This is a genomic window from Actinoplanes sp. NPDC026623 (assembly GCF_040638275.1).
Taxonomy (GTDB): domain Bacteria; phylum Actinomycetota; class Actinomycetes; order Mycobacteriales; family Micromonosporaceae; genus Actinoplanes.
The window spans coordinates 21,528-43,825 of sequence record NZ_JBEZXZ010000008.1 but is presented as its reverse complement, the minus strand read 5'-3'; the positions used below and the strand labels follow the sequence as shown (position 1 = coordinate 43,825).

Annotated in this window: 24 protein-coding genes; 16 read left to right on the top strand and 8 right to left on the bottom strand. The window is 71.8% G+C overall.

Annotation, left to right across the window (positions count from 1 at the left end; translation table 11 throughout):
• Position 1: 1 nt before the first annotated feature.
• Entirely contained in the window at positions 2-1,294 is a 1,293-nt protein-coding gene (gene aroA / locus AB0F10_RS04140; protein WP_360620330.1) for a 3-phosphoshikimate 1-carboxyvinyltransferase, read from the bottom strand.
• 68 nt (positions 1,295-1,362) lie between these two features.
• On the opposite strand from aroA, the gene AB0F10_RS04135 reads away from it, so the two are divergent.
• From AB0F10_RS04135 to AB0F10_RS04110, 6 genes are all read left to right on the top strand, one after another.
• Positions 1,363-2,052 (top strand): SOS response-associated peptidase, encoded by a 690-nt coding sequence (locus tag AB0F10_RS04135; RefSeq protein ID WP_360620329.1) that lies wholly within the window; start codon positions 1,363-1,365, stop codon positions 2,050-2,052.
• 229 nt (positions 2,053-2,281) lie between these two features.
• A complete protein-coding gene (locus AB0F10_RS04130; protein ID WP_360620328.1) occupies positions 2,282-2,677 on the top strand; it encodes a WhiB family transcriptional regulator in 396 nt (131 codons plus the stop codon).
• Positions 2,678-2,680: 3 nt separating this feature from the next.
• Positions 2,681-3,292, top strand: a complete 612-nt coding sequence (locus AB0F10_RS04125; protein ID WP_360620327.1) for an alpha/beta family hydrolase — start codon at positions 2,681-2,683, stop codon at positions 3,290-3,292.
• 121 nt (positions 3,293-3,413) lie between these two features.
• Positions 3,414-4,196 (top strand): sigma-70 family RNA polymerase sigma factor, encoded by a 783-nt coding sequence (locus tag AB0F10_RS04120; RefSeq protein ID WP_360620381.1) that lies wholly within the window; start codon positions 3,414-3,416, stop codon positions 4,194-4,196.
• Between the two features lie 5 nt (positions 4,197-4,201).
• A complete protein-coding gene (gene rsrA, locus AB0F10_RS04115) occupies positions 4,202-4,480 on the top strand; it encodes a mycothiol system anti-sigma-R factor (RefSeq protein WP_360620380.1) in 279 nt (92 codons plus the stop codon).
• A gap of 280 nt (positions 4,481-4,760) precedes the next feature.
• On the top strand, positions 4,761-4,976 hold the full coding sequence (locus AB0F10_RS04110) for a biotin/lipoyl-binding carrier protein (protein WP_212991140.1): 216 nt from the start codon (positions 4,761-4,763) through the stop codon (positions 4,974-4,976).
• Here AB0F10_RS04110 and AB0F10_RS04105 read toward each other — a convergent pair.
• Positions 4,966-6,594, bottom strand: coding sequence for a tetratricopeptide repeat protein (locus AB0F10_RS04105; protein ID WP_360620326.1), 1,629 nt, complete (start codon positions 6,592-6,594; stop codon positions 4,966-4,968). The two genes, AB0F10_RS04110 and AB0F10_RS04105, sit on opposite strands and share 11 nt — an antisense overlap.
• A 195-nt stretch (positions 6,595-6,789) precedes the next feature.
• On the opposite strand from AB0F10_RS04105, the gene AB0F10_RS04100 reads away from it, so the two are divergent.
• From AB0F10_RS04100 to AB0F10_RS04080, 5 genes are all read left to right on the top strand, one after another.
• A complete protein-coding gene (locus AB0F10_RS04100; protein ID WP_360620325.1) occupies positions 6,790-7,824 on the top strand; it encodes an SIS domain-containing protein in 1,035 nt (344 codons plus the stop codon).
• 39 nt (positions 7,825-7,863) lie between these two features.
• Positions 7,864-9,411, top strand: a complete 1,548-nt coding sequence (locus tag AB0F10_RS04095) for a histidine kinase N-terminal domain-containing protein (RefSeq protein ID WP_360620324.1) — start codon at positions 7,864-7,866, stop codon at positions 9,409-9,411.
• A 511-nt stretch (positions 9,412-9,922) separates the two neighbouring features.
• Positions 9,923-11,617: a nitrite/sulfite reductase gene (locus tag AB0F10_RS04090; RefSeq protein WP_360620323.1), complete on the top strand. Its 1,695-nt coding sequence runs from the start codon at positions 9,923-9,925 to the stop codon at positions 11,615-11,617.
• Between the two features lie 151 nt (positions 11,618-11,768).
• Positions 11,769-12,533, top strand: a complete 765-nt coding sequence (locus AB0F10_RS04085; protein WP_360620322.1) for a phosphoadenylyl-sulfate reductase — start codon at positions 11,769-11,771, stop codon at positions 12,531-12,533.
• Positions 12,515-13,291, top strand: coding sequence for a CbiX/SirB N-terminal domain-containing protein (locus AB0F10_RS04080; protein WP_360620321.1), 777 nt, complete (start codon positions 12,515-12,517; stop codon positions 13,289-13,291). The genes AB0F10_RS04085 and AB0F10_RS04080 overlap by 19 nt, the downstream gene beginning before the upstream one ends.
• An 852-nt stretch (positions 13,292-14,143) precedes the next feature.
• Here AB0F10_RS04080 and AB0F10_RS04075 read toward each other — a convergent pair.
• Positions 14,144-14,398 (bottom strand): WhiB family transcriptional regulator, encoded by a 255-nt coding sequence (locus tag AB0F10_RS04075; protein ID WP_360219596.1) that lies wholly within the window; start codon positions 14,396-14,398, stop codon positions 14,144-14,146.
• Positions 14,399-14,811: 413 nt separating this feature from the next.
• Positions 14,812-15,762: a diacylglycerol kinase family protein gene (locus tag AB0F10_RS04070; protein ID WP_360620320.1), complete on the bottom strand. Its 951-nt coding sequence runs from the start codon at positions 15,760-15,762 to the stop codon at positions 14,812-14,814.
• A gap of 53 nt (positions 15,763-15,815) precedes the next feature.
• Between AB0F10_RS04070 and AB0F10_RS04065 the strand changes: the two genes are divergently transcribed.
• Positions 15,816-16,205, top strand: coding sequence for a hypothetical protein (locus AB0F10_RS04065; protein ID WP_360620319.1), 390 nt, complete (start codon positions 15,816-15,818; stop codon positions 16,203-16,205).
• 81 nt (positions 16,206-16,286) lie between these two features.
• Complete coding sequence (locus AB0F10_RS04060) at positions 16,287-16,967, top strand: FCD domain-containing protein (protein WP_360620318.1); 681 nt, start codon at positions 16,287-16,289, stop codon at positions 16,965-16,967.
• Positions 16,968-17,001: 34 nt separating this feature from the next.
• Here AB0F10_RS04060 and AB0F10_RS04055 read toward each other — a convergent pair whose 3' ends face one another.
• The 3 genes from AB0F10_RS04055 to sodN are packed head-to-tail and all read right to left on the bottom strand — an operon-like array spanning position 17,002 to position 18,345.
• Positions 17,002-17,406 (bottom strand): ATP-binding protein, encoded by a 405-nt coding sequence (locus AB0F10_RS04055; protein ID WP_360620379.1) that lies wholly within the window; start codon positions 17,404-17,406, stop codon positions 17,002-17,004.
• Positions 17,407-17,443: 37 nt separating this feature from the next.
• On the bottom strand, positions 17,444-17,887 hold the full coding sequence (locus AB0F10_RS04050) for a GNAT family N-acetyltransferase (RefSeq protein ID WP_360620378.1): 444 nt from the start codon (positions 17,885-17,887) through the stop codon (positions 17,444-17,446).
• A gap of 53 nt (positions 17,888-17,940) precedes the next feature.
• Positions 17,941-18,345, bottom strand: a complete 405-nt coding sequence (sodN, locus tag AB0F10_RS04045) for a superoxide dismutase, Ni (protein WP_360620317.1) — start codon at positions 18,343-18,345, stop codon at positions 17,941-17,943.
• Positions 18,346-18,429: 84 nt separating this feature from the next.
• On the opposite strand from sodN, the gene AB0F10_RS04040 reads away from it, so the two are divergent.
• From AB0F10_RS04040 to AB0F10_RS04030, 3 genes are all read left to right on the top strand, one after another.
• Positions 18,430-18,738: a S24/S26 family peptidase gene (locus tag AB0F10_RS04040; RefSeq protein ID WP_360620316.1), complete on the top strand. Its 309-nt coding sequence runs from the start codon at positions 18,430-18,432 to the stop codon at positions 18,736-18,738.
• 138 nt (positions 18,739-18,876) lie between these two features.
• Positions 18,877-20,163 (top strand): NADP-dependent malic enzyme, encoded by a 1,287-nt coding sequence (locus AB0F10_RS04035; RefSeq protein WP_360620315.1) that lies wholly within the window; start codon positions 18,877-18,879, stop codon positions 20,161-20,163.
• Positions 20,164-20,275: 112 nt separating this feature from the next.
• Positions 20,276-21,226: a zinc-binding dehydrogenase gene (locus AB0F10_RS04030; RefSeq protein ID WP_360620314.1), complete on the top strand. Its 951-nt coding sequence runs from the start codon at positions 20,276-20,278 to the stop codon at positions 21,224-21,226.
• A 7-nt stretch (positions 21,227-21,233) separates the two neighbouring features.
• Here AB0F10_RS04030 and AB0F10_RS04025 read toward each other — a convergent pair whose 3' ends face one another.
• Positions 21,234-22,139, bottom strand: a complete 906-nt coding sequence (locus tag AB0F10_RS04025) for a chlorophyllase/cutinase-like alpha/beta fold protein (RefSeq protein ID WP_360620313.1) — start codon at positions 22,137-22,139, stop codon at positions 21,234-21,236.
• Positions 22,140-22,298 lie beyond the last annotated feature (159 nt).

Sequence of the window (22,298 nt, the reverse complement as noted above, 5' to 3'; positions counted from 1 at the left end):
TTCAGCTCCCCGTCACGAGATGCGCCCAGAGCTCGGGGAACTCGGGCAGGGTCTTGGAGGTACACGCTACGTCGGTGAGGCGCACGCCCTCGACGGCGAGGCCGATCACCGCCGCCGCGTGGGCCATGCGGTGATCCGCGTAGGTCTCGAACTCGGACGGCCGCAGCGGGCCGGGGGTGATCTCCAGCCCGTCCGGGTGCTCGACGATGCCGGCGCCGGCCTTGCTCAGCTCGGTGGCGAGCGCGGCGATCCGGTCGGTCTCGTGGCCGCGGATGTGTGCGACGCCGCGCAGCGCGGTGGGCGAGTCGGCCAGGGCCGCGAGCGCCGCGATCACCGGGGTCAGCTCGCTGACCTCGGACAGGTCGGCCTCGATGCCGTGCAGCGCGCCGGTGCCGCGCACGGTGAGGCCGTCGTCGCCCTGGCTGACCTCGGCGCCGAGCGCGGTGAGCAGCTCGCTCATCCGGCCGACGGGCTGCCAGCTGTCGCGCGGCCAGCCGGCCAGCGTGACCGCGCCGCCGGTGACCATGGCCGCCGCGAAGAACGGCGCCGCGCCGGACAGGTCGGGCTCGATGTCCCAGGCGCGCCCGTGCAGCGCGCCCGGCTCGACCGTCCACACGTCGGGCACGCTCTCGTCGACCGACGCGCCGGCGGCGCGCAGCATGTGCGTGGTCATCCGCAGGTGCGGGGCGGACGGGACCGGCGGACCCACGTGGCGCAGGACCAGCCCCTTGGCGAAGCGGGGCGCGGAGAGCAGCAGCCCGGAGACGAACTGGCTGGACCCGGAGGCGTCGATGATCACCTCGCCGCCCGCCAGCTGGGAGGTGCCGCGGACGACCAGGGGCAGCCCGCCGGCCGGCGACGCGTCGATGTCGGCGCCGAGGGCGCGCAGCGCCTCGATGATCGGCCGCAGCGGCCGGTTGCGCGCGTGCGGGTCGCCGTCGAAGGTCACCGTGCCGTCGGCCAGCGTGGCCACCGGCGGCAGGAAACGCATGATCGTGCCGGCCAGCCCCACGTCGACGCTTGCCGGGCCGCGCAGCGGCCCCGGCTCGACCCGCCACGACTCGTCGGAGCCGGTGTCGACCGTGACGCCGAGCGCGCGCAGCCCCGCGGCCATGAGCATGGTGTCGCGGGCGCGCAGCGGGCGGCGGATCTCGGACGGCCCGTCGGCGAGCGCGCTCAGCACGAGGGCCCGCGCGGTCATGGATTTCGACCCCGGCAGCCGCACCGTGCTCGTCACCGCGGAGCCGGCGACGGGAGCCGTCCACGGGCGCGCTTGAGTAGTCACGGCCCCCATTCTGCCGGTCGGGTACGACAGCCCGCGCGGGGCAACACGAAAGACACGACCGGCGTAGGGTCGCTGCCATGTGCGGGCGGTACGCGACGACGCGGAGCGAGGCCGACCTCAGCCTGCTCTTCGACGCGGTGGCCGTCGCGGAGGAGCTGGGGCCGAGCTGGAACGTCGCGCCGACCGATCCGGTGCCGGTGGTCCGGATGTCGCAGCGCCACGACGCCCGGGTCGTCGACACCGCGCGCTGGGGCCTGATTCCACCCTGGGCGGACGATCCGCGCACCGGCGCCCGGATGATCAACGCCCGCGCCGAGACCGTGGCGACGTCGCGGGCGTTCGCGCCCTCGTTCCAGCGCCGCCGCTGCCTGGTGCCGGCCGACGGCTGGTTCGAGTGGGTCCGCGACGGCGGCAAGCGGCAGGCCTACTACATGACGCCGGCCGACTCGTCGGTGCTCGCGTTCGCGGGCATCTGGACGATGTGGCGCGAGCAGACACTGACCTGCAGCGTGCTGACCACCACCGCGCTGGGTGGCCTCGCCGCCGTGCACGACCGGATGCCGCTGATCCTGCCGCGCGAGCGCTGGTCCGGGTGGCTGGCCGGCGGCGGTGACGCGGCCGATCTGCTGCGGCCGATGTCGCCCGCCGAGCTTGCCGCGATCGAGGTTCGCCCGGTCCGCCCCGACGTCGGCAACGTGCGCAACAACGGCCCGCAGCTGCTGACGGCTCCCGAGCCGGTGATCGAGGCGGAGGCGACCCTGTTCTGAGCGAAAATGTGGTGTCGATCGCGTGTCTGAATTGCCGCTTCGTGACGAAGCGGGGGGTCGTTATGCCGCAAATGCAGGCACTTCTATCTGCAAACTTTGTTGCGAGATAGATAAGACCCTTGTTCTGATCTTCCTCCGTGCGATAGAAACCAGCGCCGGTGTGATGTCGGTCCGCACGGTGCGGACCGCCCGTCACGGCCCTACCGGCACCCACGGGGGAGGTGGGCTGATGACACGTGCTCGAATGCCGCGGCCGCATGAGGTCGCAATCGCAAGGCGTGACCCGAGGCTGCTCAGCGCGATCGAGGAACGCAGGTCCGACGAGGCCTGGCGGACCCGCGGCGCCTGCCGGACGGTCGATCCGGAAACGTTCTTTCCGGCCCCGAACGAACCATCGGAGAGCGCTATTTCGCTCTGCGGCGGCTGCGACGTCCAGGGGCCATGCCTGGCCTGGGCGCTGCAGGTCGGCGACTGCCACGGAGTCTGGGGCGGGACGACGCCCCGGGAGCGACGGGCGATGCTCGTCGCCTGGCGCGAACGGGTGCAGCCCGACGGCGCGGAGGTCGACGACGGGCCGGACGAGGAAGATCGTCGCCTGCTGACGCTGGTGCCGATAAGCCGCTAGACAATGGGAGTTGTGCACAACTCCTTCATCGAAACGCCGCGCGGGCCGGCTGGGATCCGGATCACGGACCCGGCCGGCGCGCCCGTCAGTCTGCTCGTCCTCGGCCACGGTGCCGGGGGCGGCGTCGACGCGCCCGACCTGACGGCGGTGCACGACGTCGCGGTCGCCGCGGGGGTCCGGGTGGCGCTGGTGACCCAGCCCTACCGGGTCGCCGGCCGGCGCGCGCCCGCGCCCGCCGGCCACCTCGACGAGGCCTGGACGACGGTGGTGCGCGAGATCCGCGCGGACGGCCTCCCGCTGATCGTCGGCGGTCGCTCGAGCGGCGCCCGGGTCGCCTGCCGCACCGCGCCGGCGCTCGGCGCGGCCGGCGTGCTCGCCCTGGCCTTTCCGCTGCACCCGCCCGGCAGGCCGGAGCGCAGCCGCGCCGCCGAACTGCCGTCGGATGTGCCGACCCTGGTGGTCAACGGCGACCGGGACCCCTTCGGCGTCCCGGAACCGGGCGGCCCGGTGCGGGTCGCCGTCCGCCCGGGCGCGGTGCACGACCTGCGCCGTGATCTTGCCGGAACGGCCGAGATCGTGGCCGCCTGGCTGACGGCCAACAGCTGGGCCCGCTGAGTCGGAATGCGGACAGCACCGTCGCCGTTGCACCAGCCGGAAGGCTGTGTATCGGAAGGGGTACCCGAAAGTGCGAGCCGAAATCGGATCCGTGGAGCAGGACGCTCTGCGGGCTCGTCAGATGCGCGGCGTGCTGCGCTCGCCCGAGTGGCCCGCGGCGGCCCCGGCGCCCGTCCGATCATCGGTGAGGGTCAGCACACCGGCGGTTTTTGAATCTACGAGCGAGGGACAACCCGTATTCTCGGCGTGGCGGTCGAGGGGAGAAGCACGGGTGACGCCAGCAGAGCGGACGGAACGGACCGAACGCAGCGAGAAGACCGAGGAGCGCCGCGCGCGCTTCGAGCGGGACGCGCTGCCGTTCGTCGACCAGCTGTATGCGGCGGGCCTACGCATGACGCGCAACCCCGCCGACGCCGAGGATCTGGTGCAGGAGACCTTCCTCAAGGCCTTCTCGGCCTTCCACCAGTTCGAGGAGGGTACGAACCTCAAGGCGTGGCTCTACCGCATCCTCACCAACACGTACATCAACTCCTATCGGCGCAGGCAGCGTCAGCCCGTGCAGGCGCCGACCGAGGAGATCTCGGACCGGCAGCTCGCCTCGTCCGAGTCGCACACCTCGGCGGGCCTGCGCTCGGCCGAGACCGAGGCGCTGGACAAGCTGCCCGACAGCGATATCAAGGACGCGTTGCAGCAGCTGCCCGAGGACTTCCGGCTGGCCGTCTACCTCGCTGATGTCGAGGGCTTCTCGTACAAGGAGATCGCCGACATCATGAACACGCCGATCGGCACGGTCATGTCCCGCCTGCACCGCGGGCGGCGCAACCTGCGCAAGATGCTCGAGCAGTACGCCGCCGACCGTGGCATCACCCGTAGCTCCGGCGCGAGCGCCGCGAAGGAGGCGTGAGCGACGTGAACGACGACGAGCACAAGACCGACTGCAGCGTAGTGATCAGCGAGGTCTACCTGTACCTCGACCTGGAGTGCAGCGATGACCGGCGGGAGCTCATCCACAAGCACCTCGACGACTGCTCGGACTGCCTGCGGGAATACGGCATCGAGCACGAGGTCAAGGCGCTCGTGGCCCGCTGCTGCGGCGACGAGACCGCGCCGCAGGAGCTGCGGGAGCGGCTCCGGAGCAAGCTCAGCGAATACGTGGTCGAGGTGGAGACCCGCGAGTACCTACCCTGAGACCGACAGCGATGAAGAAGGGCCGGAAGCGAACGCTTCCGGCCCTTCTCGTTGTCCACGGCTCAGGAGTTGGGGCGCTTGCCGTGGTTGGCAGCGCTCTTCTTCCGGGCCTTCTTCTTACGAGACTTCTTCGCCATATCGATCTCCGTTTCGTGCTCGCGTCAACCCGCCGATGGTAGACCGCTGCGGAACCTCGCCCCGGCACGCCCCATATGCCCGCACGGCGCCCCCATGATTGGATACCGTTCACCCGAGTAGCGCCGACTAGGAGGACTTCACCATGGCCGATGAGATCCGAGCCGAGATGGTGGCCAATGTGTGGAAGGTCGTCTCCGCCGCCGGTGCCGAGGTCGAGGAGGGCGACACCCTGGTGATCCTCGAGTCCATGAAGATGGAGATCCCGGTGCTCGCCGAGTCCGACGGCGTCGTGGCTCAGCTCGCGGTCAACGAGGGTGACGTGGTCCAGGAAGGCGACCTGATCGCCGTCATCGAGTAGCGCGGCCCGACAGCCAGCGCCGGAGGCGGACGCCGAGCCGGCGCTGGCGCGGCACCGGAGGCGCCGTGAAGTCCTCCTCCGCCAGCACGATGGCCGAGGCACGCTCCCGGACGTTCGGCTCGAGATCCGGGGTCGTCAGCGCCAGGTGCGCCACCGACCAGGCGATCGGGTGATGGGCGGCCGCGACCTCGCCGAGCCGGCGGGTCATCAGCGCCGCCACGTCGGCCCGCGCGTCCGGCTCGACCCAGGCGCTGGTGACCAGCGCGAAGAGCGCCGCCTCGGTGATCTGATCGGTGCCGCCATCGGCCAGGTCGACGAGCATCCGGCGCCGGGCCGACCGGGCCCAGGGCTCGTCCGTGCGGTGGTGCAGCAGCCCCAGGCAGGCCCACACCTGGGCGCAGCGCGCCCACAGCGCCGGGTCGTGTGCGGCCAGCGCCCGGCCGACCTCGTCGTCCGGCGCCGCCGGCGGTAGCGCGATGAGCGCCAGCAGATCCTCCGGCTCGACCAGCACGAAGCCCAGCGCCGCGTCGTAGGCGGCCGGCGGGTGCGGCCACAACGGGTGCGCGAGCCGGTGCAGGCGCTGCACGGCCGCCTCGGTCGGCCGTCCCGCGGCGAACGGCGGCCGGGCCGGGTCGGTGGTCATGGTGGGCGCGGTCGGCACCCGGCTCAGCCACGGCTGGTCGGCGCAGCAGTCGGCCAGGTCGGTGTGCTCGTGGGTGGCGTCCGGGTGGTCGCGCTGGAAGTCGGCGAGCCGGACCAGGTGCGCGAGGTCGCCGTCGGCGCGGTAACGCAGCCGGTGCGCGGTGTGCACCGCGCAGTCGAACTCCGGATCCTTGGCCAGCGCCCGGTCGGCCCAGGCCAGCGCGTCGTCGAGGCGGCCGTGGTCGGCCAGGGTGCCGGCGATGTCGGCGTAGACGGAGAGGTCCTCGGGGTCGTACATGACCGCGCGGCGCAGGGCGGCCAGGCACTCGGGGATGCGGCCGGCGCTGCGGTAGGCGTAGCCCAGCCAGATCTCCGCCAGCTTGGACGGCCGGAGCCGGGCCCCGCGCACCGCCCACTGCACCGCGAGGCTCGTCTCGCCGAGCCGGCGGGCCAGCGCGGAACCGGCGCCGAGCAGCATGGCCTGCTCGGGGTGCGCGTCGACGGCGTGGCGGACCAGCGTCAGGTAGGGGCGCAGGGCCTCGCGCCCCGCGTCGGGCGCGGGGTCGCCGATGGCGGTGCAGAGCTGCATGACGATCTGGGCCAGCAGGCCGGGCTCCATCCGCACGCCCAGCTCGGGGGCGATGACCCAGGGCACGCCGGCCCAGTCGACGCCGGGCGTGTGCCCGCTCGCGGCGACCAGCAGCGGCAGGCCGTCCTCGGGGCGGCCCGCGGCGGCGAGCAGGTGGGCCCGGGCCACCACGGTGCCAACGAACGCGTGCTGCTCGAGCGGGAAGAGCTCCAGGCCGCCGTCGGCGCGGGCGGCGAGGCGGCTGAGCAGCTCATGGGTCTCCGGCAGGGTCGGCGCGTGCGCGATCGCGCCGGCCAGGTGATCGGCGGCGTGGTGCATCTCACCGCGTTCGAGGGCCGCTCGGGCCTGCTCGAGGTCGCGGTCGGCGGAACGCCGGGAGTCATCCATGACCACGCCTTTCCTGCCTGGCACCCCGTGTGCCACGACGCGAGCCTAGGCGACGAATCTCGATATGTCAGTCCGCGAGTTGTGCGCGCTGATGCTCGAAACGTTGCGATTGGAAGCACTTACGTGCAAGACTGCGCATGAAATGAGCGAGAGTGCGCACGAGGGGACGGTTCAGTGACTCAGCGAGGCCAGGGCATGGCGAACGACATCGCAGAGCAGCCGGAGGGTTACGCACGGCTGCTGGAGGGGGCGCCCGCCAAGGCGATCGCGGACGTCGCGGCCCAGGTGGCCGAGCGGCGCCCACGCCACGCCGTCTTCGTCGGCCGGGGCACCTCCGACCACGCGGCCCTCTACGCCGCGTACCTGACCGAGATCCGGCTGGGCATCCCGGTGGGTCTCGCGTCGCCCAGCGCGATCACCCTCTACGGCGCGCGGCCCGACCTCGCCGGCGCCCTGGTCGTCGGCGTCAGCCAGAGCGGCGGCTCGCCGGACCTCACCGAGGTGCTCAAGGTTGCCCGCGAGAGCGGGGCGCTCACCCTCGCGGTGACCAACAACCCGGCCTCCACCCTCGCGCAGACCGCCGAGCTGTCCATCGACGTCGCCGCCGGGCACGAGCGCGCCGTCGCCGCCACCAAGACCTACACGGCCGAGCTGCTCGCGCTGCTCCTGCTCGTCGAGGGCGTCCGCAACGGCGACGGCACGCTGCCCGCCGAGGAGCGGGCCGCGCTGGAGCAGCTGCCGCGGCTGGCGCAGGACGCGCTCGGCGGCAGCGGCGCGGACGAACTCGCCCAGCGCTACCGCTTCGCGTCGCGCCTGGTCACCACCGGCCGGGGGTACGCGTACCCGACCGCGCGGGAGACCGCGCTCAAGCTCATGGAGACCTCGTACCTGCCGGCGCTGGCCTTCTCCGGCGCGGACCTGCTGCACGGCCCGCTCGCCATGGCCGACCCCGACGTGCCCGTGCTGGCGGTCGTCGGCGCCGGACCCGGCGGCCGGTCGATGGCCGACGTGGTCACCCGCCTCGGCGAGCGGCGCGCCGACGTCGTGACGGTCGGCGCCGCCGACATCCCCGGCGCGTCCGGCCGGCTGGCCGTGCCCAGCGTCGACGAGCGCTACGCCCCGCTGCTCGACATCCTGCCGCTGCAGCGGCTCGCGCTCGCCCTCGCGCTGGCCCGCGGCGAGGACCCGGACGCACCGCGCGGCCTTAAGAAGATCACTTCAACGCTCTGATCCGGTGAGCCCGCGGTGTGGGCGTGGCACGCTTGTGCCGTGTCCACGCTGCGCGATCTCGCCGAAGAGCACACCGACCTCGGCCCACCCGACATCGACCACCTCACCAGGCTCGCCGGCGACTGGCAACTGCTGTCCGACCTGTCCTTCGCCGACCTGCTGCTCTGGGTCCCGATCCGGTCCGGGGGCGCCGGCCAGCGCACGTTCCTCTGCGTCGCGCAGGTCCGGCCGAACACCTCGTCGACGGCGTACCAGGACGACCAGGTCGGCAAGATCGTCGGCGGCCCGGAGGTCGCCCACCTCGACATCGCGTACGTGCAGGGCCGGATCTGGCGCGAGGGCGACCCGGTCTGGTACGGCGACACGCCGGCCCGGCACGAGGCGATCCCGGTGCGGCTGCGCGGGCCGGACGAGAACATCGAGGTGATCGCGGTCATCGGCCGGGACACCAACCTGTCCACCGCGCGTACGCCCAGCCAGCTCGAGCTCAACTACCTGACCACCGCCGACGACCTGGCACAGATGGTCTCCGACGGCACCTTCCCGCCGCCGGCGCACCCGGGCGAGACCACGTCGGCGCCGCGCGTCGGCGACGGCCTCATCCGCCTCGACGCGGGCGGCAAGGTCACCTACGCGAGCCCGAACGCGCAGTCCGCGTACCGCCGGCTCGGCTTCAACGCCCACCTGGTCGGCGAGGAGCTCTCGGCGCTCTCCAGCCGGCTCGCCGCGGACCCGCTCGAGGGCACCGACGCGGCCGAGCGCATCCTCACCGCCCTGCGCGGCGAGGCACCGCCGCGCAAGGAGGTCGAGGCCCGCGGGGCGACGGTGCTGATCCGGGCGCTGCCGCTGATGCCCGCCGGGGTGCCGATCGGCGCGCTCGTGCTGGCCCGCGACGTCACCGAGGTCCGCCGCCGCGACCGCGCGCTGATGACCAAGGACGCGACCATCCGGGAGATCCACCACCGGGTCAAGAACAACCTGCAGACGGTCGCGGCGCTGCTGCGCCTGCAGGCCCGCCGGGTGGACGCCCCCGAGGCCCGGGTCGCCCTGCAGGAATCCGTACGCCGGGTCGCGTCGATCGCCCTGGTGCACGAGACGCTGTCGATGTCGAGCGACGAGGCCGTCGACTTCGACGGCATCGTCGACCGGGTCGCCACCGCCGCGACCGAGGTGGCCGCCACCGAGATCACCGTGAAGATGCGCCGCGAGGGCACCTTCGGCGTGCTGCCGGCCGAGATCGCGACCTCGCTGGTGATGGTCCTCAACGAGTTGTTGATCAACGCGGTCGAGCACGGTTTCCCGGCGCCGGACGAGGACGCCCCGCCGCCGGAGCCCTCGCTGACCCCGCCGGCGCCGACCGGCGAGGTGGTGGTCTCCGCGCACCGGTTCCGCAAGCAGTTGCACGTCACGGTCGCCGACAACGGCCGGGGCCTGCCCGACGACTTCGTGGCCGACGCCAGCGGGCGGCTCGGGTTGCAGATCGTCCGGGCGCTGGCCACCGGCGAGCTGCGCGGCAGCATCGAGCTGCGCAACCGGGCCGGCGGCGGCACGGAGGCCGTCCTGGTGGTCCCGCTCGGCAAACGCTGACCACGGCACCCGGAGCGACCGGCGGCACGGAGGCCGTCCTGGTGGTCCCGCTCGGCAGACGCTGCCCGCGGCACCCGGAGCTGCCGGCGCGGCACCGGGGCCGTCCCGCTCGGTGCTTCCGGCGGCACCGAGGCCGGCCGTCCGTCCCGCCCGGTCCGCCCGGCGGTGGCCTGGGGTCACCGCCGAGGCCGGGGAGGGCCCGGCACTGCCCGGCGGGCGGTGTCCGTCGCCACACTCCCGCAATCTGGACCGGGCTGGCCGAGAAGGGTCCAGCGTGAGAGGCTTACCGACATGACCGTTGCAGTTGACCGCCGCTTCGTGGCCCGGCGCCACGTGGACTACGGCCGTGTCCGCAGCGCGATGTGTCCGGCTTCCTAACGCCGCCCGACCTTCTGTTTCGGGCGCGCAAGACGCGCCGGCCTTCTCCAGACACTGATGTCGCGAGCCTTCCCAGGCGGCCGATCGCGTTGAGCGCGCTCACCACGGCTGAAATATCTGGAGGAACGCCGACATGGCGCTGGACAGCACCCCGGCCACCAAGCCAGCACCCGCACCCCGCAAGGCGCGCGGCGAAGGCCAGTGGGCGCTCGGACACCGCGAGCCACTGAACCCGAACGAGCGGATCAAGAAGGACGACAACCCGCTCAACGTCCGGGCCCGGATCGAGAACATCTACGCGCACACCGGGTTCGCGGGCATCGACCCGCAGGACCTGCGCGGGCGTTTCCGCTGGTGGGGCCTCTACACCCAGCGCAAGGCGGGCATCGACGGCGGCCGCACGGCGGTGCTCGAGCCGCACGAGCTCGAGGACGAGTACTTCATGCTCCGCGTACGCGTGGACGGCGGCGCGCTGAACCTCGCGCAGCTGCGCACGATCGCGGAGATCTCCACCGAGTTCGGCCGCGACACCGCGGACATCACCGACCGGCAGAACATCCAGCTGCACTGGATCCGGGTCGAGGACGTGCCGGAGATCTGGCGGCGACTCGAAGCGGTCGGCCTGCAGACCACCGAGGCGTGCGGCGACTGTCCGCGCGTCGTGCTGGGCAGCCCGGTCGCGGGCGTCTCGACGGAGGAGGTCGTCGACCCCACCCCGGCGATCGACGAGATCCTCGAGCGCTACGTCGGCGACCCGCGCTACTCCAACCTGCCGCGCAAGTTCAAGACGTCGATCTCCTGGCTGGCGGACACGCCCTACGAGGTCAACGACATCTCCCTGCTCGGCGTTGAGCACCCGGTGCACGGCCCCGGCTTCGACCTCTGGGTCGGCGGCGGCCTCTCCACCAACCCGCGGCTGGCCGAGCGGCTCGGCGTCTGGGTGCCGCTCGAGGAGATCCCGGACGTCTGGGAGGCCGTCGTCGGCCTCTACCGCGACTACGGCTACCGCCGGCTGCGGACCCGGGCCCGGCTGAAGTTCCTGCTCGCCGACTGGGGCGTCGCCAAGTTCCGGGAGATCCTGGAGAAGGAATACCTGGGCCGGGCGCTCCTCGACGGACCGTCGGCCGACCTGCCGGGCAAGCCGATCGACCACATCGGAGTGCACAAGCAGACCGACGGCCGCAACTACGTCGGCGCGGCCCCGGTCGTCGGCCGCTCCTCCGGTACGCAGCTGAGCGGGCTGGCCGACCTCGCGGCGGCGCACGACTCGGACCGGGTGCGGCTCACGCCGTACCAGAAGCTGCTGGTCCTGGATGTCGCCGACGACAAGGTGGAGTCGCTGGTCGAGGGCCTGCGCGGGATCGGGCTGGAGGCCCGGCCGTCGGCCTGGCGCCGCGGCACGATGGCCTGCACCGGCATCGAGTACTGCAAGCTCGCGATCGTCGAGACCAAGGCCCGCGGCGAGGAGCTGGTGGCCCGGCTCGAGGAGCAGCTGCGCGACTTCGACACCGACATCTCGATCCACATCAACGGCTGCCCCAACGCCTGCGCCCGGACCCAGGTCGCCGACATCGGCCTCAAGGGCATGTTGGTCATGAACTCGCACGGCGAGCAGGTCGAGGGCTTCCAGGTGCACCTCGGCGGCGGTCTCGGCATGGCCCAGGGCCAGACCGCCGGCTTCGGCCGCAAGCTGCGCGGCCTCAAGGCGACCGCCGAGGAGCTTCCGGGCTATGTGGAGCGCCTCGCCCGCAACTACCTCGCGGGGCGCGGCGACGGCGAGTCCTTCGCCGACTGGGTGATCCGCGCTGATGAGGAGCTGCTGCGATGAGCGACGCCAGATCGGCCCCGCTGTACTGCCCGTACTGCGGCGAAGAGGACCTGCGACCCAACGAGGCTTCACACGGTGCCTGGGAGTGCCACTCCTGCGCCCGTGTTTTCACGGTCAAGTTCAACGGACTGCTCGCCAAGGGAGTGAACCGATGACTGTGGTGACCGCTGTCGGCCTGGGACTGGTGTCCCTCGGGGCGCCCGCCGCCCCCGCCGACCCGACCCGCCGACCCGCCGCCGAACTCAAGGCCCTCGCCGATGCCGCAGGCATGGCGCTCGAGGGCGCACCCGCCGAGGAGATCGCCCGCTGGGCGACCGACACCTTCGGCGACCGCTTCTGCGTCACCAGCTCGATGGCCGACGCCGTCGTCGCCCACCTGTTCTCCCGCGTCTCGCCGGGCGTGGACGTCGTCTTCCTCGACACCGGCCTGCACTTCCCGGAGACCCTCAAGATCCGCGACACCGTCGCCCGGACGATGGACGTCAACGTCCGCTCGATCCGCCCGCGGATGACCGTCGGCCAGCAGGACGGCGAGTTCGGGCCCCGGCTCTTCGCCCGCAGCCCCGACGAGTGCTGCTTCCTGCGCAAGGTCGAGCCGCTGGAGCGCGCCCTCTCCGACTACGACTCCTGGGCCACCGGCCTGCGCCGCGACGAGTCCCCGACCCGCGCGAACACCCCCGTGGTGGCGTTCGACGCGAAGAAGGGCAAGGTCAAGGTCAACCCCATCGCGGCGTGGACGCAGGCGGACGTCGACCGCTACATCGCGCGGTGGAACGTGCCGGTCAACGAGCTCTTCAAGAAGGGGTACTCCTCGATCGGCTGCTGGCCGTGCACCCGGCGCACGAAGGCCGGCGAGGACCCGCGCGCGGGCCGCTGGGCCATGTTCGAGAAGACCGAATGCGGTCTGCACGTCTAGCTGTCGTCCTGGTCGCGCACGGCAGCCGCGATCCCCGCGCCGCCCAGGCCACCGAGGCGCTGGCCCGGGCGGTGGGGCAGGCGTACCCGCTGTGGGACGTCCGGGCCGCCTACCTGGACCACAGCGTGCCTCGTCCCCGGCAGGTCCTGGCCGGGTTCGAGGCGCGCGGCCACGGGCGCGCGGTGCTGGTGCCGCTGCTGCTGACGGCGGCGTACCACGGCCGGGTCGACGTGCCGGGTGAGATCGCGGCGGCCCGGGCCGACGGCCTGGGCATGGACGTGGAGACCGCGGACGTCCTGGGCCCGTTCGACGGCCGGGTCTCGCCGCTGCTGCTCGACGGGCTGGAGACCCGGCTGACCGAGGCCGCGACGGGCGGGCTGGACGCCGTGGTGCTCGCCGCGGCGGGCACCCGGGATGCCGGTGCCCGGCAGACGGTGGTGCGGGCCGCTACGGCGCTGGGGGAGCGCCTGGGCGTGCCGTGCCGGGTCGCCTATGCCTCGGCGGCCGCGCCGCTCTCGGGAGACGCGGTGGCGGAGTTGCGCGCCGAGGGGTTCGCCCGGGTGGGCCTCGCGTCGTACTTCCTGGCGCCGGGGTTGCTCTACGACAACACGGTTCGATCGGCCCGTGAGGGCGGAGTCACGGCCGTTGCGGAGCCCCTTGGGGACGCGGCGGGGCTGGTTCGCCTCGTGGCCGGCCGGATCCGGGCCGCCGCGGCCCGTCCCGCCACGGACCGCACCGCGGCCGCCCGCACCGCCTGACCCCGCCCGCGGGATGTGACGGGCGTTCTGACGCCCCCTGCGCGGCCTGGGTGACCGCTTCCGGCTGTGGCCTGCTTCCGGCTGTGGCCTGCTTCCGGCTGTGGCCTGCTTCCGGCTGTGGCCTGCTTCCGGCCGTGACCCGCTTCCGGCCGTGACCCGCTTGCGGGTGGGACCGTTGAGGGGGGAGGGCGCGGCTTGCCCGGTCGTGGCTCGCCTTTGGGTGTGGCCGTTGAAGGGGTGGGGCTGCCTCGGCTGTGGCTCGCCTCTTGGGCGTGGCCTTTGCGTGGGCTGGCGTGATCCGCGCCTCTGGGCGGGACCTGGCCTCTGACATGAGCTGGGCCTCAGGGCGTGGCCTCGGCCTCCGAGCGTGCGCGGGGCCTCCGGGCGTGAGCTGGGCCTCAAGGCGTGGCCTTGGCCTCCGGGCGTGAGCTGGGCCTCAGGGCGTGACCTCGGCCCCGGGGCGTGAGCTGGGCCTCTTGCGTGAGCTGGGCCTCGGGCGTGACTCGGCCTCGGCCGTCTGTGCATTGAGGTGTTACAGCGTGTTGTCCTCGAGCCGCTGTGGGCTGAGCGCCGTCGGCGCGGGTCGCCGCGATCTTCGCTGCGACACAGAGTGATCGCTTGGCGACCGTCGCCCCGGTGGACCGTGAGCAGGCCCACCAATGGTGTCGACGATAACGATGATTTCGAGATCATTTCGCGATGCCCGTGATCTTATTCATGCCGTGCGTCACCATTGCTCGGCGTAATCGATCGGAAACGGCGCATGATCGGACTCGGTCATGAACCCGGGCCGGACAGCACGACGCCCCGGTGCCGAACCGGCCCGGGGCGTGAATGCTGTGAGGGGATTGTTCAGGCGGTAGGGGCACTGACCCGAAGGCCACCGCGGCGCTTCACGGCGCGCCGTTCGTCCTCGCTCATACCGCCCCAGACGCCGGCGTCCTGACCGGAGTCGAGCGCCCAGGAGAGGCACGACTCGGTCACGGTGCAGCGCCGGCAAACGGCCTTGGCCTGCTCTACCTGCAGGAGTGCGGGGCCTGACGTCCCGATCGGGAAGAACAGCTCCGGGTCCTCGTCGCGGCAGATCGCATGGTGACGCCAGTCCATGGCGGCAACACTCCTTGTTTCGGATTGGGTAGAGAAAATGGTGCCACTTACTTTTATCTGCGTCCGCACAGGACCGACGGAGAGCGTCCGTTCGACTACCGGTGCGTGAGCAAGCTTTGTTCGTGAAGCCGTTCCGCGCCTTCTGGATTAGGAACGTGCGCGAGCGGCATCGGGTTACTTCTTATCGCTTGTGAATGCTTTCACGAACTCCCACGATGTCAAGGGTAGCGCTCGGAAATTCTCCGAGCGCGTGAGCTAACTCACGACCCCTTTGTCCGGTTCTGAGGCATGTCCCAGGACCCGCGGACGAACGCTCCCATCAATGTAGTACGGTGCGCAGCCTCTTGCCGACCTTTTGCCCGTCTTTCTGTAACGGATCGTGAGGACGCCCGGGGCCAGGCTTGCCCGATCCCTCAGCAGATCACACGCAGGGCTTCGGGGACGGACAGAAAGTGCACCTTCTGGCGCTCGCCCAGGTAGTCCCCGTCCAGCTGGAACGCCTGGGGGCGGCTGGCGATGACGGTGAACTCGGCCTGGTCGTGGAGCCGCAGCACGTGCTTGCCGTGTGGCTCGGAGTTGCGGGCCACCATCTGGGTCACTGTCCGTGTTGTGCTTGTTATATGCAGGTTACGGACGGCCAGCAGGTCGAGCCCCCGGTCGAACGAGGCGTCGGGGTTGGGGTTGATCGCGCGGTCGCCGACGTACGTCCACGGTGCGGTGTTCTGGACGATGACGGTGCCCAGCCCGGTCTCCGGCTCCTCGCCGGGTCGCTCGATCGCGAGCGGTGGCGACCTGCGGTCCTCGCCGGAGAAGATCAGCCCGATCATCGAGCGTACGTAGAGCGAAGGGGTCGACTTGCGCCCGCGGAGCCGTGCCTGCTCGACCCGGCGCGTCACCGCGGCGTCCAGACCCAGCCCGGCGGTGAAGGTGAAGTAGCGGTCGTCGGCCCGGCCGAGCCCGATGACCCGGTGCCGGCCGGAGCGCAACCCGTCGAGGATCACACCGACGCCCTCGACCCAGTCGCGGGGCAGGCCGAGCGCGCGGGCGAAGACATTGGTCGAGCCGCCCGGCACCACCGCGAGCGCGGGCAGCCGGTACGCCGGAGAGGTGCCGCGGGCGGCGAGGCCGGGCTCCGAGGTCATCAGCCCGTTCACTGCCTCGTTTACGGTTCCGTCGCCGCCGAGCGTCACCACCACGTCCACGCCGCTCTCGGCCGCGGACCTGGCCAGCGCCGCCGCGTGGCCGCGCTTGCGGGTGTATTCGACCGTCAGGTCGGCCTCGCTGCGCAGGGCCCGCACCAACACGTCACGGCTGCGCTCATTCGTCGTGGTGGCTTTGGGATTGACCACCAGTAACGCTCGCATGGGCGGCACTGTACCTCCCAGGGGGCCTCCGAACAGGCCGGTATCGTACAGCGGTGACTCCCCGACAACTGGATTCCCCGGCGACGCTCGTCTGGGCGGTACGCCTGCTTCTGGCGGAGGCCGTCGCGCTTGTGGTGCTCACCGCGTACCTGATGGTGCTGGATTTCACGGCCGATCTCAGCAGCATCGCGATCGCGGTGGCGCTGACCGGATTCACGGCGGTCGGCGCGGTCGCCGTGTTCCTCGTCGCCCGGGCGCTCGGGCGCCGCTCCGCGCATGCCCGCGGGCCCGCGATCGTCGTGCAGCTCTTCGTCATCGCCGCCGGCGGCTTCCTGCTGCAGACCGACTCGGCGTGGATCGGCGCACCGATGATGGCCTTCGGCGTAGCGGTGGGACTGCTCTGCGTGCTGCCGCCGACCACCCGGGCCCTCGGACTCGACTGAACGCCACTCCCCGTTCGCGTTTCAAGGCCTACTCTGAGTGGGCGGATCACGAGGGGGGTGAGGGAAGTGGCGGGATCGACGGTGCGTCCACCGGCGTACCAGCTCCTTGCGGACGAGCTTCGTGAGGAGATCACGTCAGGGCGGTTGCAGCCGGGCGAGCGCCTGCCGCCCGAGCCCGAGCTGTGCGTGCGCTCCGGCGTGAGCCGCAGCACCGTACGCGAGGCGTTACGCCTGCTCGCCAGCCAGCACCTCATCGTCACGACCCGGGGGGTCACGGGCGGAAGCTTCGTCGCGCATCCCGACGCCGATCAGCTGTCGGAGGCGCTCTCCACCGGACTGACCCTGCTGAGCAACTCCGCGGAGGTCGGCATGGCCGATCTGCTCGAGCTGCGCAGGGCGCTGGAGATCCCGGCCGCGGGACTGGCGGCGATGCGGCGCACGGACGAGAACCTGGTCGAGCTGCGCGGGGCGATGTTCGACCCCGACCTGGACGAGCTCGCCACGATGCTGACCGCGCATGCCGCGTTCCACGCCGCGGTGGCGTCGGCGACCGGCAACCCGCTCTTCGAGCTGGTCACGCGCCCGCTCTACCACGTCACCTACGGCGAGGAGCTGGTCGAGAGCCTGCCCGACGGCTACTGGGCGCGGGTCGACGCCGATCATCGCGAGCTGCTGACCTGCGTGAAGGGCCGTGACTCGGAGGCCGCGATGGACGTGGGCCGCCGGCACCTCGACTACATCGCGATGGCGAACGCACGCTGAATCCGGCCCGTGCGGGGGCTCGGCCCGTACGAAATCAGATCTCCGTGCGGCGGGTGAGCAGCCGGATGGTCGCGTGCCGGCCGGTCGCCTCCGCGGAGGCCAGCGTCGTGAGCGCGGTCAGCACCTTCCAGGCGAACGACGACTCGGACGGCAGCCGCGCCCCGCGCACCGTCGACACCGTCACCTCGACCGTGAGGGCGTCGTCGGTGACCGCGAAGCGGCACTCCAGCTCCGCGCCGCGGGTGGCGATGGCCAGCAGCATCGCGCAGGCCTCGTCGACCGCGATGCGAAGGTCCTCGATCTCGTCGAGCGCGAAGTGCAGGCGCGCGGCGAGGCCGGCCGTGGCTGTGCGGAGCACGCCGAGGTAACCGCCGTCGGCGGGCACTGTCAGCAGCACGACGTCGTCACCGAACGCCGGCTCCGGATGCGTTGTCTGCAGCTGAGTCACCGACCCCATCCTCCCGATGGTCGGAACTCTAGCCCCTGACCGGGACGGAGCGCTCGGCGAGTTGCAGGAGCGCGGGGCCGGTCAGTCGGTACGGCAACCAGCCCTCGATCACTTTCGCCCCGATCGCAGCATAGAACTCGGCGGCCGGATTCCAGTCCAGCATCACCCAGTCGAGGCGCTGATAGCCGCGCGCCACGCACTCCGCGGCGAGCGCCGCGAGCAGGGCACCACCCGCGCCCATGCCCCTGGCCTGCGGGCGGACGTAGAGGTCCTCCAGGTAGATGCCGTGGGTACCGACCCAGGTCGAGAAGTTGAGATGCCACAGCGCGATGCCGTGCGGAACGTCGTCCGCGTCGACCGCGACGTGCCCGAAGAGGGCGGGCCGGGGGCCGAACAGGGCGGTCGTCAACTGCTGCTCGGTGAGGTGACAGGACTCGGCGGCGCGCTCGAAATCGGCGAGTTCGTGCACCATTGCGACAACGGCCGGCACGTCCTCAGGACGTGCCGGCCGGACCGTTGCGGAACTCACGCCTGCTTGGTCTCCCAGAAGATCTTGGAGATCTCCTCGATCTTGCCGAGCAGCTGCTCTGCAACCGCGGGGTCCATCGAGCCCTTGGCGCCACCGGCGCCGGCGAGCTTGGTGGCCTCGTTGAAGAGCTGGTTGAGGTTCGGGTACTTCTCGAAGTGCGGCGCCTTGAAGTAATCGGTCCAGAGCACCCACAGGTGGTGCTTGACCAGCTCGGCGCGCTGCTCCTTGATCAGGATGGCGCGGGTGCGGAACTCGGGGTCGGTGTTCGCCTGGTACTTCTCAGCGATGGCCTTCACCGACTCCGCCTCGATGCGTGCCTGCGCCGGGTCGTACACCCCACAGGGCAGGTCGCAGTGCGCGCTGACCAGAGTGCGCGGCGTGAAAATACGCGGAAGTCGCATCAGGACCCCTTCATACGTTTGCGATGATCCGATGCTGACATTACCCCTTTCTGTTGTGCCCACACTCGACGCGGGAGTGATGCCATGAGTTGGCAGTTGCCGCTCTTCGCCGTACAGGTGCATGGGCCGTCCATGGCACCCACCCTCCGGACCGGAGACGCCCTGCTGGTCCGGCGCTCGACCCGGGCCCGGCCGGGCGACGTCGTCGTCGCCCGCTTCCGGACCCGGCCGGACCTGCTGGTCGTGAAACGCGCGCTGCACGAGCAGGACGGCGGATGGTGGCTGCGGGGTGACAACGAGTTCGTGACGGACGACTCCCGAGCGTTCGGGGTGGCGGATGTCATCGGCCTCGTGGCGTTTCGCTACTGGCCCCGCCCGGGTCGGCTAAGTTAATGTCCAGTAACCGCAGCACACCGAAGTCTTGCGGTTGCTTTATCCCGGGTGACCCCCGCATCGCACGTCGGTCCGCGCAGACTCGCGCTTCTCGACCGGCTGGCAATCCGACGTTTCGATGCGTTGTCTGGAGCCCTCGTGTCTTTCTTCAGTTTTGAGCTCGACCCTGCCCTGGCCGCGGATCCCGTCTTCGACCTGCACAAGCAGGGCAAGATGGCCATCTCGTGCACGGTTCCGCTCTCCAGCCGTGACGACCTGTCGCTGGCGTACACCCCGGGCGTCGCCCGGGTCTGCGAGGCGATCGCCGAATCTCCCGAACTCGCCGCGGACTACACCTGGACCGGTAACACCGTCGCCGTGGTCACGGACGGCTCGGCCGTTCTGGGCCTCGGCAACATCGGTCCAAAAGCGGCAATGCCGGTCATGGAGGGCAAGGCCGTGCTGTTCAAGCAGTTCGGCGGCGTCGACGCGGTGCCGATCTGCCTCGACACCCAGGACGTCGAGGGCATCATCGCCGTCGTCAAGGCGCTCGGCCCGTCCTTCGGCGGCATCAACCTCGAGGACATCAGCGCACCCCGCTGCTTCGAGATCGAGCGGCGCCTCGACGAGGCGATGGACATCCCGGTCTTCCACGACGACCAGCACGGCACCGCGATCGTCGTGCTCGCCGCACTGCGCAACGCGGCCTCCCTGCTGGGCCGCCGCTTCACCGACCTGCGGGTGGTCATCAGCGGCGCGGGCGCGGCCGGGGTCGCGATCACGAACACGCTGATCACGGCCGGCATCCAGGGCGCGAACGTCATCGTCTGCGACTCCCGGGGCATCATCCACGCCGAGCGCCCCGGCCTGTCCGGCGCGAAGCTGGAGCTGGCGGGGTCGACCAACTACTCCGGGCGTACCGGTGGCATCAAGGAGGCGTTGATCGGCGCCGACGTGCTGATCGGGGTCTCCGGCGGCCAGATCGACGAGAGCGCGCTGAGCGGGATGGCGCCGGGCGGCATCATCTTCGCCCTGGCCAACCCCACCCCGGAGGTGCCGCCGGCCCTGGCACACCGGTACGCGGCGATCGTCGCGACCGGACGCAGCGACTTCCCCAACCAGATCAACAACGTGCTGGCGTTCCCGGGCATCTTCCGGGGCGCGCTGGACGCCCGGGCCACCCGGATCACCGAGGGGATGAGGGTCGCGGCGGCCGAGGCGATCGCCGAGGTCGTTGCGGGCGAGCTACGGGCGGACGCGATCGTCCCGTCGGCGCTCGACCCGCGGGTCGCCCCCGCCGTGGCCGCGGCGGTCGCGCGCGCCGCCGAGCGTGACGGCGTCGCACGGTTCCGCCCCGCCCCGCCCGCGCCGGCGCCCTCCGCCGGACCCTCCCTGGCCTCGTCGCTGACCTCACCCGCCCCCGAGGTCGTTTCGTCGTCGCTGTAGCGGACCCGCCGGTCCCGGGCCGGTCCGCCGGATCCTCGTGATCCCGCGGGGCCGAGGTGCTCAATGTGCCTCGGCCCCGCGGGGTCCGGGGGTTTCGCTTTAAGCTGCCGGTATGCGAGCCGCTTATGCCAGTGCGACCAAGCCCGACGAGCCACTCGCCGCGTTGACGGTCGGTGACCTGCCCGAGCCGTCCCCGCCCGAAGGCTGGGTGACTGTCGACGTGCGGGCGAGTTCGCTCAACCACCACGACGTCTGGTCGCTGCGCGGGGTCGGCCTGCCGCCCGACCGGCTGCCGATGATCCTCGGCTGCGACGCGTCCGGAGTGGACACCGACGGCAACGAGGTGGTCGTCTACCCGGTCATCCGGGACCCGCAGGACCCGCGCGGCTTCTCGCTGCTCTCCGAACGCTGGCCCGGGACGCTGGCCGAGCGGGTGGCGGTGCCCGCCGAGAACCTCGTGCCCAAGCCCGCCGGCATCTCGTTCCTGGACGCGGCGTGCCTGCCGACGGCGTGGCTGACCGCGTACCACATGCTCATGACCCGGGGCCGCGTCGCGGACGCCGAATCGGTGCTGGTGCAGGGCGCCGGCGGCGGGGTGGCGACGGCGGCGATCGTGCTCGCCGTCGCGCTCGGCAAGCGCGTGTACGCGACCAGCCGCGACGCCGCCAAGCGCGCCAAGGTCGCCGAGCTCGGTGCCGTGGCTGTCGAACCCGGCGCCCGCCTCCCGGAACGGGTCGGCGTGGTGATCGAGTCGGTGGGAGCTCCCACGTTCGAGCACTCGCTGAAGGGCTCGGCGCCGGGCGCCCGGATCGTGGTCTGCGGGGCGACCGGCGGCCCGTTCCCCAAGGTCGACCTGCGCCGGGTCTTCATGATGCAGCTCGAGATCCTCGGCAGCACGATGGGCACCGCGGCGGAGCTGACCGAACTGCTCGAACTGTGCGTGGACCGCGACATCCGCCCGGTGATCGACTCGACGTACGGCTTCTCGGCGATCGGTGACGCTTTCGCCCGGCTGAACTCGGGCGACATCTTCGGCAAGGTGGCCGTCGACCACCTCCACTAGGCGGCGGCTACAGGTCGCTCTCGAGGTTCCTGTGGCGTTCGAGCCGCCGCTTGGCGTCGGCGTCGCCGTAAAGACTCCAGCGCCAGAAGTCGGTGGTGGCCGAGGCGACGAGGTTGAAGTCCCTGCCGTCGGTGGTGACGTGTCCGCCGTCCGGGATGGTCAGCATCGCCTTGGGCCAGGGCACCGCCTCGAAGGCGGCGAGGCCGTCGGCGTACCGGATGGTCCGGTCGAGCCGGCCGTGCACGAAGAACACGGGGACCGCCGGGCCGGAGAACGGCACCGGCAGCACCTGGCGGCCGGCCAGCACGACCGCGGCGTCGAGCCGGTCGTCCCGGCCGCCACTGAGCATGCCGATCGTGGTGATGCCGCCGCCGGAGTGCCCGGCCGCCGCGACGTGCTGCTCGTCGAGCCGGCCGCGCAGCGGATCGCCGGCCTTGATATCGAGGGCGAGCACCTCGGTCAGCACGTACGAGGCGTCGGCGGGCTGGTTGATCAGGTCGATCACGTCGAAGTCGGCGACGCCCGCGGACGTGTGCGGGTAGGCCGCGCCGGCTACCACGAAGCCCGCCCCGGCCCAGCGGGTGAGGAGCCGGCTGTAGGCCTCGGGCCGGGAGGTGAGCCCGTGGCTGAACACGATCACGGGGAACGGTCCCTTGCCGGTGGCCGGATACCAGACGGTGGTCGGCAACGGGCGGTCCTTGCCCCGGCTGAGCTCCAGCTTCCTGACCTTGACGGGAAACTTGCCGCTGGGCGCCTTCCCGGCGGGCGCCGCCGTGGCCGGCTTCGTGGCCGGCTCTGTGGCCGCCGTCGCGGCTGCCGTCGGCCGGGTCTCCGCCGGTGCGGAACTCGGCTCGGCCGAACAGGACGTCAGCGCCGCGGCGCTGAGCAACAGCGCGACTGCCTGGCGTCTCATGCGCCAATTGTGCCTGGCCAGGCGAACCGGACCGGCGTGATCGCGCGTGCCGTCACCCAGGCGCGACGGCGGGCGCCGGCCCCGCCGTTCCCTGCAGTCCCGCCGGTGTCCTCCGGTCCCTTCGGTCCTCGTCAGGTCAGCCTGGACGGCGAGGGACAC

Bases quoted from the DNA above. Each gene is read 5' to 3' on its own strand.
- AB0F10_RS04070 (WP_360620320.1), bottom strand. From the start codon at position 15,762: ATGCGAGCGTTACTGGTGGTCAATCCCAAAGCCACCACGACGAATGAG.
- AB0F10_RS04125 (WP_360620327.1), top strand. From the start codon at position 2,681: ATGGGAGTTGTGCACAACTCCTTCATCGAAACGCCGCGCGGGCCGGCT.
- AB0F10_RS04085 (WP_360620322.1), top strand. From the start codon at position 11,769: ATGACTGTGGTGACCGCTGTCGGCCTGGGACTGGTGTCCCTCGGGGCG.
- AB0F10_RS04050 (WP_360620378.1), bottom strand. From the start codon at position 17,887: ATGGTGCACGAACTCGCCGATTTCGAGCGCGCCGCCGAGTCCTGTCAC.
- AB0F10_RS04135 (WP_360620329.1), top strand. From the start codon at position 1,363: ATGTGCGGGCGGTACGCGACGACGCGGAGCGAGGCCGACCTCAGCCTG.
- AB0F10_RS04025 (WP_360620313.1), bottom strand. From the start codon at position 22,139: ATGAGACGCCAGGCAGTCGCGCTGTTGCTCAGCGCCGCGGCGCTGACG.
- AB0F10_RS04100 (WP_360620325.1), top strand. From the start codon at position 6,790: ATGGCGAACGACATCGCAGAGCAGCCGGAGGGTTACGCACGGCTGCTG.
- AB0F10_RS04110 (WP_212991140.1), top strand. From the start codon at position 4,761: ATGGCCGATGAGATCCGAGCCGAGATGGTGGCCAATGTGTGGAAGGTC.
- AB0F10_RS04030 (WP_360620314.1), top strand. From the start codon at position 20,276: ATGCGAGCCGCTTATGCCAGTGCGACCAAGCCCGACGAGCCACTCGCC.
- AB0F10_RS04105 (WP_360620326.1), bottom strand. From the start codon at position 6,594: ATGGATGACTCCCGGCGTTCCGCCGACCGCGACCTCGAGCAGGCCCGA.
- AB0F10_RS04120 (WP_360620381.1), top strand. From the start codon at position 3,414: ATGCGCGGCGTGCTGCGCTCGCCCGAGTGGCCCGCGGCGGCCCCGGCG.
- sodN (WP_360620317.1), bottom strand. From the start codon at position 18,345: ATGCGACTTCCGCGTATTTTCACGCCGCGCACTCTGGTCAGCGCGCAC.
- AB0F10_RS04075 (WP_360219596.1), bottom strand. From the start codon at position 14,398: ATGGACTGGCGTCACCATGCGATCTGCCGCGACGAGGACCCGGAGCTG.
- AB0F10_RS04080 (WP_360620321.1), top strand. From the start codon at position 12,515: ATGCGGTCTGCACGTCTAGCTGTCGTCCTGGTCGCGCACGGCAGCCGC.
- aroA (WP_360620330.1), bottom strand. From the start codon at position 1,294: ATGGGGGCCGTGACTACTCAAGCGCGCCCGTGGACGGCTCCCGTCGCC.
- AB0F10_RS04040 (WP_360620316.1), top strand. From the start codon at position 18,430: ATGAGTTGGCAGTTGCCGCTCTTCGCCGTACAGGTGCATGGGCCGTCC.
- AB0F10_RS04130 (WP_360620328.1), top strand. From the start codon at position 2,282: ATGACACGTGCTCGAATGCCGCGGCCGCATGAGGTCGCAATCGCAAGG.
- AB0F10_RS04090 (WP_360620323.1), top strand. From the start codon at position 9,923: ATGGCGCTGGACAGCACCCCGGCCACCAAGCCAGCACCCGCACCCCGC.